The following is a 14,094-nucleotide window of genomic DNA, read 5'->3' on the forward strand; positions in this document are numbered from 1 at the left end:
TGCGATATACGACCCTGACCGCCAGACCCGATGCCGATGTCCTTTCGGCGCACGAGGCCCCTTGACAGGGCGTCAGGCGGAGCGTTTTCCTTCTGTCGCATCACGTTGGATTTCGTTCGATCGTGATCCGAGCGACGTGCGCCACGCGCCGTCCGAGCTGCCGAGCAGCCCAGCCTCCGCCACCCGTCCGAGGCACCCCCATGCCCGCGCCGACCACCCCGGCGCGGCACCCCACGAGAAAGGGACGTCTCGTGCCGTACCCCCGCGGCCTGCTGGCCGCCACTGCCGCACTGGCCCTCCTGGGCCTCCCCGCCACCTCCGCCGCGGCCTCCCCCGACAGCTGGAGCACCGCCCAGCCCGGCGCCACGGACGCCGGCTGCGACGGAGTCCGGGCCACCATGGCCCTCGACCCCGCCGGATCCCCCACCCTGACGGCGAGTCGGGACTGCCACCCGGCCCTGCTCCCCGCGCCGATCGGCCTGGTGACCGCCGCCGCCGACCTCAGCACCGGCCTCGCCTTCGTCAACCGTACCGACCGGACCGTCCACGACGCCTACCGCACCACCGTGGGCGGCGCCCGGCTCCGGGACCGCACCGCCACCGAGACCCGGCTGGTCTTCGCCAAGGGCCCCGACCGGCTCACCGTGCACCTGCGCACCTCCCCGGACGGGATCGCCCTCCGCTACGAACTCCCCACCGGCGCCACGGTGTTGCGCGAGGCGACCGCCTTCGAGCTGCCGCCGGACGCCCAGCTCACCCGCTCCTCCTACGGCCCCGCCCACGAGGCGCTCTACAGCAGCTCCCCGCTCGCGGCCGTCCCGACCGGTGACCTCGGAATGGACCTGTTCGCCCAACTTCCGGACGGGACAAGCGTGTTGCTCTCGGAGTCCGGGGTCGACGGCGGATACGCGGGCGGCCGGTTCACGCACACCCAGGGCACCGGCCGGTTCACCGTCGCGCTCGCCGACAGCCAGGTGGCACGCACCGACGCGTTCGCGACCCCCTGGCGGGTGGCCGTGATCGGCACCACCGCGACCGTCGTGGAGTCGACCCTCGAGGACGACGTCGCCCCGCCGTCCCGGATCGCCGACACCTCCTGGATCGTGCCGGGCATCGCCGCCTGGCCCTGGTTCGACGGCGGCAAGGCCACCCAGCGCGACCTCGGCAAGCTCAAGGGCTGGGCCGACTACGCCTCTTCGCAAGGCTGGCCGTACCTGCTGGTCGACGACGGCTGGAAGGGCGTGGGCTGGATGCCCGAGCTGGTCGCGTACGCCCGCGACCGGGACGTGCGGATCCTGCTCTGGTACCACTGGCAGGACCTCGACACCCCGGCGAAGCGCGGCGCGGAGTTCGACCGGCTGAACCGGTGGGGCGTGGCCGGCGTGAAGATGGACTTCATGGGCTCCGAGGCCAGGGCCCGCCAGCAGTGGTACGACGCGGCCCTGGCCGACGCCGCCGAACACCGGCTGGTGGTCGACCTGCACGGCTCGCGCCTGCCGGTCGGCGTCCACCGCACCTGGCCGCACGTCCTCACCTCGGAGGCCGTGCGCGGCGAGGAGTACTCCACCGGCCGCACCATCGGCCACGTCACGGCCGTGCCCTTCACCCGCGGCGCGCTCGGCCCGGTGGACTACTCCCCGATGGGCTTCCAGCGCTCCAACCCGGACACCGACGGCGCCGAGCTGGCCCTCGGGGTGCTCTACGAGAGCGGGTTGATGCTGCCCGGCGGCCGGGTCGCCGACTACCGGGCCCGGCCCGAGGCCCAGCGTTGGATGCGGCAGCTGCCGACGGTCTGGGACGAGACCCGGTTCGTCCAGGGCGGCCCGGTCTCCGGGGCGGTGATCGCCCGCCGGTCCGCCGACCGCTGGTTCCTCGGAGCCGTCACCGGCGGCGCGGCCGGGACCATCGCCTACCCCACCGCCTTCCTGGGCAACGGCAGTTGGCACGCCGAGATCACCACCGACGGCCCGGACGGCCTGGTCCGCACCAGCCGGGTGATCAGGGCCGGGGACACCCTCGCCGTCCCGAACGCCGCGCGCGGCGGACACGTCGTCAAGCTCACCCGGGCCCTCACTCCGCCCACCGGCTTCCGCACCCTCGCACCGGTCGACGGGCAGCCGCTCGCGGTCCAGGGCGGCGCGGCCGGCTGCGGCGTCCCGGTGGTCGGCGCTCCCGCCGACGGCGGCGCCGCGAGCGGCTTCGAGCTCCGCCCGCTGGGCGACGGGTACCTCAGGATGGTCAACCGGGGCACCGGCGAGGACGTGGTGGTGCTCGGCGCCTCCCGGGACGCCGGGGCCGCGCTCGTCCAGTGCGTCTACGCGAGCGGCGCCAAGACCAACGACGAGTGGCTGGCGGAGGACGCCGGGGACGGCCGGTTCCGCCTGGCCAACCGCTACAGCGGCCTGTACCTGACGGCCCCTCGGGCCCCGGGCGGCCGGTTCGAGCAGCGGCCGTTCGACGGGTCGGGCCGCCAGCTCCTCACGGCGGGCTGAGCGCCGCTGACCTGCGCCGTTCGGCACCGTGCCGACGACGGACCCGCGGGCGGCGGCGCTACGGTGGGTACCTGATCCGGAGGAGGACAACCGATGGCGACGCGGACCGGCGGTACCGACGGCCCGGGGAGGACGCCGCCCTTCGTCGGCCGCGACCGCGAACTCGCCGCCCTGCTGGGCGCGGCGCGCTCGCGCCCCTCCGTCGTGCTGGTCGAGGGCGAGGCCGGGATCGGCAAGTCCCGGTTGGTCGCCGAGGCCGCCGCCGAACTGCGGAGCGAGGGCGTGCTGGTGGTGACCGGCGGTTGCCACCCGCTGCGCGAGCCGCTCGCCTTCGGTCCGGTGGTGGAGGCGCTCCGCCGCTGCGGCCCCCAGCTGCCCGCCACCCACGGACCCGACGCCCACCGCCCTGACGCCCACCACCCCGCCACCCACCGCCCTGACGCCCACCGCTCTGACGGCTCCGCCGCGCCGGACCACCCGGGCGGCCCGGACGGACTCTCCCCGGCGGCCGGCGTGCTGGCGGTCCTGCTGCCCGAACTCGCCGACCGGCTCCCGCCCTCCCCCGCGCTGCCACCCGGCCCGACCCTCCCGCGCGAGCTGGTGGCCCGGGGCGTCCGGGCCGTGCTGGCCGCGATCGCGCCCGTGGTGCTGGTGGTCGAGGACGTGCACTGGGCCGACGAGGCCACCCGTGACCTGCTCCTGCTGCTGGCCCGGGACCTGCCGCCGGACACCGCGCTGGTGCTCACCCACCGCGGCCGCGACGCCCCCGGGCGCGGACCGCTGCTCGGCGCGGCCTACCGCCGCCCGCCCGGCACCGGTGGGGCCGAGCTGGCGCTGCAGCGCCTGGCCCCGGACGACCTGCGGGCGATGGCCCGCTCCGTCCTCGCCGAGGCGGCCACCCCCGCCCTGCTGCACACCCTGGTCGAGCGCAGCGAGGGCCTGCCGCTGGTCATCGAGGAGGACCTGATCACGCTCGGCGGCCGGCTCGGCGACGGTGTGCTCGGGGTGCCGCGCAGCCTGCGGGAGGTGTTCGCGGAGCGCCTCGCGCAACTGCCGCCGGAGGCCGTGGACCTGGCGGACGTCTCCGCCGTGCTGGCGGTCCCGGCCGGCGAGCGGCTGCTGGCCGACTGCGCCGGGCTGGCGCCCGAGGCGGCCCGGCCGGCGCTGCTGGCGGCGCTCTCCTCCTCGGTGCTGCGCGAGTACGGGCCCGACTCCTACGGCTTCGCCCACGCGCTCGGCCGCCAGGCGCACTACGACGGCCTGCCCGGGCCGGTCCGGCTCCGCCTGCACCGTCAGGTCCTGCGCGCCCTGGGGGCGTTGACGGAGCCTCCGCTGGTGCAGATCGCCCACCACACCCGGGCGCTCGGCGACACCGCGGCCTGGCTGGACCGGGCGATGGCCGCCGCCGACCAGGCGGTGGCGCGCGGTGACCAGGGCACCGCGGCCGGTCTGCTCCACCAGGTGCTCGACGAGCCCGGGCTCCCGGCCGAGCTGCACGCCCGGGCGGCGCTGGCGCTGGCCCGGACGGCCTGGGACGCCACCGAGTACACCCGCACCATCGCCACCCTGCGCCGGATCGTGGCCGGCCCGGGCCTGCCCGCCGCGACCCGCGGCGAGATCCGGCTCGACCTCGGCCTGCTCCTGCTCAACCAGGCCGCCGACCCGAGCGGCGAGGCCGAACTGGAGCGCGCCGTCGAGGAGTTGGAGGGACACCGGCCCGAGCAGGCGGCCCGCGCGATGTCGCTGCTGGCGATGTGGGAGACCAGCCGGTTCTCCGCCGCCGAGCAGCGTGCCTGGCTGGACCGGGCCGAGGCCACCGTCGCGGACAGCCCCGACCGGGTCGCCCGCGCCTCGGTACGGGCCAACCGGATCACCGTCCTGGGCACCCAGGCCCGCCCCGAGGCGGAGGAGCTGCTGGCGGCCCTGCCCCGCGCGGACGAGGACCCGGAGGTGGTGCGGCACACCGCCCGCGCCCTGGCCAACGCCGCCGAGTCCGGCCTCTGCCTGGGTCGCGACGCCCGGGCCGCCGCGCACACGGCGGAGGCACTGGCCCTCACCCGGCTGCGCCGCGCGCCCGCCCTGCTGGTGCACTGCCGCTCCTACGAGCTGCTGCTCTCCTGGCTGGCCGGTGGGTGGGACGGCTGGGACGAGCGCTACGCGGCCTTCCGGGCGCAGTACGTGGACGAGCCGCTGGCCGTGGACGACCTGCTGGCCACCGTCGAGGGCATCACGGCCACCGCCCGCGGACGTGCCGCCCGGGCGGTCGAGCGCTTCGGCCGGGTGCTGGCCCGCGACACCGCCCGGATGAACCTCAACGCTCTGGGCGCGGCCGCCGGGCTGGCCCGGATCCAGCTCACCCGGGGCGACGCGGACGCGGCCTGGTCCACCGTGGCCGGCTACCTGCCGCTGCTGCCGCGCAAGGAGATCTGGGTCTACGCGCTGGGCCTGGCACCCGTGGCGGTGGAGACCGCCCTGGCACGCGGGGACCGGGCGGCCGCCGAGGAGCTGACGGAGGGTCACCGCGCCGGGATCGAGGGCATGGACGCGCCCGGGGCGGTGGCCGAGCAGCACCTGTGCCGCGGCCTGCTCGCCACCGAAGGCCAACCTGCGGACGCCGCCCGGGAGTTCGACCTCGCGCGCGCCCACTGGTCCGGCATCGGCCGCCCGTACCACGCGGCCCTGGCCGGGGAGCGGGCCGCACGGGCGCTGGCCGGCGCGCAGCCCGGGGAGGCCGTCAGCAGGCTCTCCGAGGCGGCGACCATCCTGGACCGCCTCGGCGCCACCACCGACGCCGCCCGCTGCCGCCACCTGCTGCTGGAGCTCGGCCAGGCCCGCCCGCGGTCCCGGGGCCGGGCCGGCTTCGGCGACGCGCTCTCCCCGCGCGAGCAGCAGGTCGCCGGGCTGCTCCGGGACGGGGCCGCCAACAAGGACATCGCCGCCGCCCTCTTCCTCTCGCCCCGCACCGTCGAGCAGCACGTGGCCAAGGTGCTGCGCAAACTCGCCACCACCCGGGACGCGCTGCGCGACGGACGGGCATGAGCCCTGGTCAGAGCCCGTCCGTAGGTAGCGACCCGGATTGATTACCTAGCGGTCCACCCGCTTCGCTGGAACCGTCCCGGCTCCGGCCCTCCTCCCTGCGCCACCTCCCCGCCCGTCGAGCCGCCCCGGCCCGGCGGGCGGTTTCGTTGCGGAGGCGTGAACGACACGAAACGGCAACGCCCCTGGCGAAGATTTCGTATATCGCATACGTTACGCATCAGTCCGATGATCCAGCGGCCCGCCGCCGCATCGGCCCTCACTCCAGAACCCTCCGGGCCCGACCCCCAGCCAGGGCCCGCCGCACGAGGAGACCCACCCATGGCACCACTCCGCCGTCGCATCGCCGCCCTCTCGCTGGCGTCCGCCTTCGCGCTCGCCGCCTCGGCCTGTTCCACCGGCAGCGGGTCCTCGGAGTCCGCCGGCCCGACCACGGTCAAGTTCTGGTCCATGCCGTACTGGATCGGCCAGGACACCAAGGTCAAGGCCCTGGTGGACGAGTTCAACGCCTCGCAGTCCAAGGTGAAGGTCGAGCTCACCCTGCTGGAGTGGAAGGACGGCCGCGACAAGATCAAGCAGGCCATCGCCGCCGGCAAGGGCCCGGACGTCTGGCTGATGAACAACGGCCTGGAGCTCGACTACCTCAAGGCCGGCGCGCTGGCCCCGCTCGACAAGCTCGGCTACACCGCCGCCGACACCGCCAAGTTCCTGCCGCTCGCCAAGATCGACGAGTACGACGGCAAGATGCACGGCGCCCCGCTCTACTTCGACGTCGACGTGATGCTCTACCGCACCGACGTCCTCCGGCAGTACGGCTTCACCGCACCCCCGAAGACCTGGGAGGAGCTGAAGTCCACGGCCTCCACCATCACCACCAAGTCGGCCGAGTCCGGCAAGAAGGTGACGGGCTGGCAGTTCAAGGGCATGGACGACCACCTCAACGCCATCAACTCCACCTGGGAGAGCTTCCTCTGCCAGGCCGGCGGCACCCTCACCTCCGCCGACTTCAAGACCTCCACCCAGAACTCCGAGGCCGGGCGCACCGCCATGGAGTACATGAAGTCCTTCTACACCGAGAAGATCTCCCCCACCGGCACCAGCGCCCTGAACGGCTTCATCAGCGGCGACGTCGCGATGTTCCCGTTCTTCCAGTCCGTCATCGCCAACGTCCAGACCGGCGGCGCCAAGACCGAGGGCAAGTGGGCCGTCGCGCCGATGCCCACCGGCCCCAAGAGCGGCTGCTCCATGGTCGGCGGCCACAGCCTGGTGGCCAGCTCGGCGAGCAAGAACCTGAGCGGCGCCGGCACCTTCATGCGCTGGCTGGCCTCGCCCGAGCGCAGCGCCCAGTACATGGACTTCCACGCGATCTTCCCGTACGACCTGGCCAAGGTGGACCCGGCCGTGAAGGCCACCGTCGACGGCAAGGTGAAGGCCGACCCCAACTGGGCGGCCATCTTCGAGCAGTTGGGCCGCAACACCCCCGACCTGGTGCTCCAGGACCGGCACGCCTTCCAGGCCCGCTGGGACGCCCAGAAGGCCAACATCGTGGCCGGCGTCAACGGCCAGGCCCCGGTCGACAAGGCCCTCAAGACCGTCGACGAGCTGGTCGGCCAGGCCCTCGGCAAGGAGTGAGGCGATGACGACCGTGACCGAACTCCCCGCCAAGCACCCACCCGGCAGCACCGCCGCCGAACGCCGCACCGCCACCCCCGAGCCCCGCCGCCGCAGGCGCCGCCCGACCGGCGCGCTGGCCGGCTGGCTCTCGGTGGGCCCGGCCCTGCTGCTGATCCTGGGCTTCACCTTCTACCCGATGCTCCAGTCGATGCTGCTGAGCACCGACCACTGGAACATGCTGGGCCCGCGCACCTTCGTCGGCGCGGAGAACTACACCACCATCCTCGGGGCGGGCACCTTCCGTCAGAGCCTGGTCAACACGGTGGTCTTCACCGTGGTCACGCTGATCGGCACCTACGTGCTGGCCCTGGCCACCGCGATGGCCGCCAACCGCGAACTCGCCTCCGCCCGCTTCGTGCGCACCGTCACCGTGCTGCCCGCCGTCATCCCGATGGTGGTCGCGGGCCTGGTGTGGAAGTGGATGTACGAGCCCGACCACGGGCTGGTCAACACCCTGATCGGCCTGTTCGGCGCGGACGGCGCCCGCTGGCTGTTCGACAACGACCTGGCGCTGCCCGCCGTCGCGGTGGTGAGCATCTGGAAGGAGTTCGGCATCTACGCGCTGATCCTGCTCGGCGGGCTCCAGCGCATCCCGGACGAGATCTACGAGGCGGCCACCATCGACCGGGCCGGCCCCTGGCGGCAGTTCCGCTCCATCACGCTGCCGATGCTCAAGCCCGCCACCGCCGCCGTCTTCCTCCTCCTGCTCTTCAACTCCTTCAAGGTCTTCGACCAGGTCTGGGTGATGACCGAGGGCGGCCCGGGCACCGCGACGCTGACCGTGGTCACCTTCATCTACACCCGCCTGCTGACCGACGTGGGCGTGGCCTCCGCCGCCTCGGTGGTGCTGTTCGTGATCCTGCTGGCGATCACCCTCGTCCGCCTGAAGCTGACCTCCCGGGAGGAGTCGTGAGCAAGTCCCCGGCGTCCCCGCCGTCCCCCTCCCGTCTCGCACCGGCCCTGTGGCTCACCGCGGTCACCGTCTTCGCCGGGCTCCCGGTGCTCTGGATGCTGCTCACCTCCTTCCAGCCCCTGGAGGACCTGGTCGGCAGCGGGCAGGGCCTGATCCCCCGTCACCTCACCGGCGACGCCTACACGGAGGTGGTCTCCGCCTTCCCGTACGGCCGCTGGTTCCTCAACTCGGTGCTGGTGGCCGGGGCCGTGGTCGCCGGGAACCTGGTCTTCGACACCCTCGCCGCCTACGGGCTCTCCCGGATCCGCTTCCGCGGCCGCCAGGCCGTGCTCACCCTGATCCTGGCCACCCTGATGATCCCCACCCAGGTCATCCTCGTCCCGCTCTACCTGGTGATGCGCGACCTGGACTGGATCGACACCTACTGGGCCCTGATCATCCCCTTCCTGGCCAGCCCCACCGGCATCTTCCTGCTGCGCCAGCACTTCATCACCCTGCCCGTCCAGCTGGACGAGGCCGCCGCCATCGACGGCGCCGGCCGGCTGCGCACCCTGGTCAGCATCCTGCTGCCCAACTCCTGGCCGGCCCTGGGCACCGTCGCGGTCCTCAAGTTCATGTGGACCTGGGGCGAGTTCGCCTGGCCCTCCCTCGTCACCAACGACGAGCTCCTGCGCACCCTCCCGGTCGGACTGGCCCAGTTCCAGAACCAGTTCGCCCCCCGCTGGGACCTCCTGATGGCCGGCTCGGTCCTGGCCGCGATCCCCGTGGTGCTCGCCTTCGTCCTCCTCCAGCGGACCTTCGTCCGCGGCCTCACCGGCGGAGCGGTCAAGGAGTAGTAACCGTCACACCCCGGCGTCGGAAGCGCCGGTGCAGGTCGGGAGGGCCCGGCCGACGCCAGAGGGAGGCGTCGGCCGGGCCCTCCCGACGTTCCGTCAGACCAGCGGGTCCTCGCCCACCGGTGTGGCGATGACGAACCCGCCGAAGGTGACGGGAACAGCGCGCCGTCGGGCCCGCCGCTCATCGCGCTGACCATCGGCGCCGACGACTCTCCCGCCGGGGCCAGCGGGACGCCCCCCGCTCCAGCGTCCGCGCGGCCAGGACCACGCCCTCGTACGCGTCGTCGCCGGTGGCCGATCACCGCGTCCCACACCGGCTCGTCCAGGATCCGGCCGGGGTCGGTGTCCTCGCTCCGGACCTCGGTGAGGGTCTGCGTCTCCACCAGGTGGATGCCGTCGTTCAGCCCGGCGGACAGCCGGGTGCCGCCCGAGTTGGCGCACAGGAAGCCGCTCCCCAGCCCGCCGTACGCCAGCTCCTGGCTGACGGCGGTGCCCAGCACACGGGTCAGGGGGACGAACGCACGAAGCCCGGGCCGCGCCACGGCTGACGGTGCCGTGGTGCGACCCGGGCTCGCGGGGCCGGTCCTCCCCCGCCGCTGGCCGGGGCCCGGAGGCCACCGGCGGAGGGGCCGGAGCGGGAGTGGCGGACGGGGTCAGGGCAGGCGCCGTCCGCCACGTTCGGGGCCGGGCCGGCCGTGGGGGTGCCGGCCCGACGGTCTGCGGGGGTGTCAGAAGCGGGCGACCACGTAGCGGTCGACGGCGTCCTCGTCGAGCTCGAAGCCGAGGCCCGGGCCGGTGGGGACGACCAGCGCGCCGTCGGTGAACTTCGGCGGGTTGAGCAGGATGTTCTCCCGGATCGGGTTGGGCAGCCGGTTGTACTCGTAGGTGCGCAGGTTCGGCGTGGCGGCGCAGAGCTGGAGCGCCGCGCAGAGGCTGACCCCGGAGCCGACGCCGTGCGGGGCGATGTCGACGTGGAAGGCGGAGGCCAGCGCGGAGAGCCGCATCGCCTCGGTGATGCCGCCGCAGCGCGCGACGTTCGGCATGAAGACGTCGATGGCGTGCTGGACCAGGGAGTCCCGCATGTCGAAGCGGGTGAAGTGGGTCTCGCCGTTGACGATCGTCAGGCCGGTGCGGCGGCGCAGCTCGGCCAGGTTGGCGAGGTCGTCGACCTGGAGCGGCTCCTCGTACCAGGAGATGCCGAGGTCGGCGAGGACGGCGCCGACCCGGGTGGCCTGGTCGAGGTCGTAGGCGCAGTTGACGTCGGTGAGGATCTCCACGTCCTCGCCGACGGCGGCCCGGACGGCGGTGAGGTGGGCCCGGTCGGTGCGCTCGCCGCGGCCGATCTTGACCTTGAACGCCTTGAATCCCTGCTCGACGAAGCCGAGCGCCTGGCGGGCGGAGTCCTCCGGGTCGGCGTGCAGGGCGACGGGGCTGGCGTAGCAGTCGACGGTCTCCCGGATCGGTCCGCCGAGCAGGCGGTGCACGGGGAGGCCGGCCAGCTTGCCGCGCAGGTCCCACAGGGCGAGGTCGATGCCGGCCATGGCCTCCAGGTAGAAGCCCCGGTTGTGGCCGCCGGCGGCCTGGCCCTTGAACAGCCGCTCCCATATCGCGCCGGTGGCCAGCGCGTCCTGGCCGATCAGCAGGGGGGCCAGCACGGTGGCCACCACGGTCGCGGTGACCTGCGGGCTGGGCAGCCCGTACGCCTCGCCGATGCCGACCGAGCCGTCCTCGGTGTGCACCTTGACCAGCGTCGCGTACTGGCCCCGGCGGGGCAGCACCAGGTGGCTGGAGGCGGGGTAGCGCAGCCAGTCCGGCACGTCCTCGGGCGAGTCGTAGAGGTCGTCGAAGCTGGCGGACAGGGCGAGGGCCTCGACCTTGGTGATGCGCAGGGGCTGGGTGGTCACGGGCGGTTCTCCTGGGGTGCCGTGCCCTCTCCTCGGGTACGGGGAGGGCGGTCTGAGGGGGGATCAGGCGGTTGGGGTACGGGCGGTGAGGACGGCGGCGGCGGTGACGGCGCAGCCGGCCAGGACGTAGAGGACGACAGGGGTGGCGGATCCGGTGGCGGCCACCAGGGCGGTGCCGATGAACGGGGCGGTGCCGCCGAACAGCGCCCCGCCGAGTTCGCGACCGACGCTCACGCCGCTGAACCGGACCGGGGCGTCGAACTGCTCGGCGACCAGGGCGGCCTGCGGGCCGAAGACCATGTCCTTGCAGAGCGGGATCGCGACCACCAGGGCCAGGAACACGAGCGGCACGCTCCTGGTCTCCAGCAGCCGGAAGAACGGGAAGGCGTAGGCGGCGGTGCAGACCAGCCCGGCGCAGACGACGACGCGCCGGCCCAGGCGGTCCGAGAGCCAGCCCCAGAACGGGATCGCCACGATCTCCAGGGCGGAGGCGAGCGCCACCGCCCAGAGCACGGTGGAGCGGGGGATGCCCAGGTCCTTGGTGGCGTAGGAGAGGGCGAAGGCCTGGATCAGGTAGCCCCAGACGAAGCCGGAGACGGTGATGCCGACGACGCGCAGCAGCGCGCGCGGGTGGTGGCGCAGCAGGGCGCCGAGCGGGAAGCGGACGGTGCCGCCGCTCTCCCGCAGGGCGTGGAAGACGGGCGTCTCCTCGATGCCCCGGCGCAGCCAGAGGCCGAAGACGACCAGGGCGGCGCTGAGCAGGAAGGGGACGCGCCAGCCCCAGCCGAGGAAGGCCTCGTCGGGGAGCAGCGAGACGGTGCCGAAGACGGCGGTGGCGAGCACGAAGCCCGCGCCGGTGCCCATCGCGGGGACGGCGCCGTGCAGGCCGCGCCGTCCGTCGGGCGCGCTCTCCACGGTGAGCAGCGTGGCGCCGGCGAACTCGCCGCCCACCGCGACGCCCTGACAGATCCTCAGCGCGATCAGCAGCACGGGTGCCCACGCTCCCGCGACGGCCTCGGTGGGCAGGGCGCCGACCAGGGTGGTGGCGACGCCCATCGCGATCAGGGTGAGCAGCAGGACCTTCTTGCGGCCGACCCGGTCGCCGAGGTGCCCGAAGAGCAGGCCCCCGAGCGGTCGGGCGGCGAAGCCCACGCCGAAGGTGGCGAAGGAGGCCAGGGTGGCGGCGGTGTCGGCGGAGCCGAAGAAGAGCGGGCCGAAGACCAGGGCGGAGGCGAGTCCGTAGAGGCTGAAGTCGTACCACTCCAGGACGGTGCCGACCGTGCCGGCGATCATCCTGCGACGCGTGCCGCTGCCCTCGGGGGTGTTGCTCATCGTGCTGCCCTTGTTCGCCGCAACAGAGACCATAAACGTATTCGATATACGAAATATCCGCTAGAGGGGGCGCCACCGCCCCTCGCGGTACGGCGCCACCGGCGGGGCCGTCACCCCGCACGGACGGGCCAGCACCGCCCCCGCCCACGGGTCCGGCTCCGCCAGGCGGTGCAGCGCGGTGGTGACGAACATCCACCCGCCGCCGAAGGCCACGCTGCTCACGTGGGCGGTCGGCACGCTCACGCTCTCGCGCAGCCCCCCGTACGGGTCGTACCGGTGCACCCGACCGGCGCCCCAGCGGGCGACCCAGAGGAAGCCCCGGTCGTCCACCGCCATGCCGTCCGGCCTCCCGGCCAGCCGGGCCGGGCCGGCCAGCAGCCGCGAGGGCCCCAACCGGCCGCTCTCCGGGGCCACCTGATGGGCCGTGATCACGCCCCTGGCACTGTCGGCCAGGTAGAGGGTGCGGCCGTCCGGCGCGAAGGCGGGCCCGTTCGGGACGGTCAGCCCGGTCAGCACCCGGTGCACCGAGCCGTCCGGGTCGGTGCGGTACAGCGCACCGGCTCCGGGCGCCGCGTCCGCCGCCATGCTGGTGGCCCAGAACCGGCCCGCCGGATCGCAGGCGGCGTCGTTCATCCGCATCGGGCGCGGCGCGTCGGCCTCCGGCCGGGCGGTCCACCGGGGCGGCGCCCCCGGGGCCAGCCGGACAACCCCCGCCCCGGCGGCGGCGATCCACTCGCCCTCCCGGCCCGCCACGGGCGCGGCCGCACCGAGCGGGACGTCCAGCTCGGCCTCCGTCCGCAGGTCACCCGTCGGCCCGCTGCTGTGGAGGACGCCGCGGAGCAGGTCGGTGAAGTACAGCCGACCCCCGTGCCAGCGCGCGCCTTCGGCCAGCTGGAACCGCCCGGGGCACCACTCCCGCCAGCCCCCGGAGCCCGAACCAGGCGCATCGCCGCCGGGTCCCGGCCCGGAAGCACCGTGCTCGGCGGCCGTCACCGGAGCGTCGCGCCGGGCGCGGCGCCCAGCAGGCCGAGTTCCTGACGGAACGGCAGCCCCTCCCAGTCCCCGGCCGCCGCGACCGCGAACGCGCCCGTGGTGACGGCCCGTTCGAGCCGCCCCTCCACCGGCAGGTGGTCGAGCAGCCCGGAGAGGTACCCGGCGACGAAGGCGTCCCCGGCCCCGACCGTGTCGCGGACCGGTACCCGCACGGCGGGCCTGGCGACGGATCCGTCCACGGTGAAGACTTCGGCACCCTCGGCGCCGCGCTTGACCACCACCTCGCCGACGCCCAGGGCCAGCAGCGCCTCGACCCGCTCGGCCTCGCAGCCCGCCCCGGCCGGTGCGGCCAGCTCCAGCTCGTCGTCGGAGGCCACCAGGACGTCGAGCAGCGGCACCAGCGGACGCAGCGCCTCGCCCGCCGCCTCGCGCGACCACAGCTTGGACCGGTAGTTGACGTCCAGGCAGATCGCGGCCCCGTCCGACCCGGCGGCCGCCTCCACCGCCGCCCGGGGGCCGGGCCCGAGGGCGGCGGTGACACCGGTGAGGTGGACGACGGAGGCGCCTTCGCCGAGGGCCGCGGCCAGATGACGCGGCGCCAGCCGCGAACCCGCCGACCCGGCGCGGTAGTAGGCCACCCGCACCAGATCGGCCACCCGGGGTTCGAAGACCACCAGTCCGGTGGGAGCGCCGCCCTGGTCGACGGCGGCACAGGAGAGGTCGACGCCCTCCGCCCGCAGGGTGCGCCGCACCAGGCGGCCGAACTCGTCCTCGCCGGTGACGCCGACCCAGCGGACGGAGTGGCCGAGCCGGGAGAGCCCGATGGCCACGTTGGCCTCGGCACCGGCCACCGACAGGGCGAGCGAGCCGCCGAGCTGCAGAGGCCGGTCTGCCCGCAGGGCCGCCATGGCCTC

At 74.4% G+C, this 14,094-nt stretch carries 9 protein-coding genes; 5 read left to right on the top strand and 4 right to left on the bottom strand.

Annotated features, from left to right (window positions below; genetic code table 11):
• Nucleotides 1-251 precede the first annotated feature (251 nt).
• The 5 genes from ACWEPF_RS10025 (at nucleotide 252) to ACWEPF_RS10045 (ending at nucleotide 8,951) form a co-directional block, all read left to right on the top strand.
• Complete coding sequence (locus ACWEPF_RS10025) at nucleotides 252-2,492, top strand: glycoside hydrolase family 97 catalytic domain-containing protein (protein ID WP_452172197.1); 2,241 nt, start codon at nucleotides 252-254, stop codon at nucleotides 2,490-2,492.
• Between the two features lie 93 nt (nucleotides 2,493-2,585).
• Nucleotides 2,586-5,531 (top strand): helix-turn-helix transcriptional regulator, encoded by a 2,946-nt coding sequence (locus ACWEPF_RS10030; RefSeq protein WP_452172198.1) that lies wholly within the window; start codon nucleotides 2,586-2,588, stop codon nucleotides 5,529-5,531.
• A 318-nt stretch (nucleotides 5,532-5,849) separates the two neighbouring features.
• Nucleotides 5,850-7,160 carry an ABC transporter substrate-binding protein gene (locus tag ACWEPF_RS10035; protein ID WP_452172199.1) on the top strand — a complete coding sequence of 437 codons (1,311 nt, stop codon included), beginning with the start codon at nucleotides 5,850-5,852 and terminating at the stop codon, nucleotides 7,158-7,160.
• 4 nt (nucleotides 7,161-7,164) lie between these two features.
• Nucleotides 7,165-8,115 (top strand): carbohydrate ABC transporter permease, encoded by a 951-nt coding sequence (locus tag ACWEPF_RS10040; protein WP_452172200.1) that lies wholly within the window; start codon nucleotides 7,165-7,167, stop codon nucleotides 8,113-8,115.
• Complete coding sequence (locus ACWEPF_RS10045; protein WP_452172201.1) at nucleotides 8,112-8,951, top strand: carbohydrate ABC transporter permease; 840 nt, start codon at nucleotides 8,112-8,114, stop codon at nucleotides 8,949-8,951. Before ACWEPF_RS10040 ends, ACWEPF_RS10045 begins: the two co-directional genes overlap by 4 nt.
• A gap of 728 nt (nucleotides 8,952-9,679) precedes the next feature.
• Here the strand turns inward: ACWEPF_RS10045 and ACWEPF_RS10050 are convergent.
• From ACWEPF_RS10050 to ACWEPF_RS10065, 4 genes are all read right to left on the bottom strand, one after another.
• The gene (locus ACWEPF_RS10050) at nucleotides 9,680-10,855 is read right to left on the bottom strand and encodes a mandelate racemase/muconate lactonizing enzyme family protein (RefSeq protein ID WP_452172202.1); all 1,176 of its coding nucleotides are present in this window, start codon (nucleotides 10,853-10,855) and stop codon (nucleotides 9,680-9,682) included.
• A 63-nt stretch (nucleotides 10,856-10,918) separates the two neighbouring features.
• Nucleotides 10,919-12,187 carry an MFS transporter gene (locus tag ACWEPF_RS10055; RefSeq protein ID WP_452172203.1) on the bottom strand — a complete coding sequence of 423 codons (1,269 nt, stop codon included), beginning with the start codon at nucleotides 12,185-12,187 and terminating at the stop codon, nucleotides 10,919-10,921.
• A 60-nt stretch (nucleotides 12,188-12,247) separates the two neighbouring features.
• Nucleotides 12,248-13,180, bottom strand: coding sequence for an SMP-30/gluconolactonase/LRE family protein (locus tag ACWEPF_RS10060; protein ID WP_452172204.1), 933 nt, complete (start codon nucleotides 13,178-13,180; stop codon nucleotides 12,248-12,250).
• A complete protein-coding gene (locus ACWEPF_RS10065; RefSeq protein WP_452172293.1) occupies nucleotides 13,177-14,088 on the bottom strand; it encodes a sugar kinase in 912 nt (303 codons plus the stop codon). Before ACWEPF_RS10065 ends, ACWEPF_RS10060 begins: the two co-directional genes overlap by 4 nt.
• Nucleotides 14,089-14,094: the final 6 nt, after the last annotated feature.

It is taken from the genome of Kitasatospora sp. NPDC004289 (genome assembly GCF_053602875.1).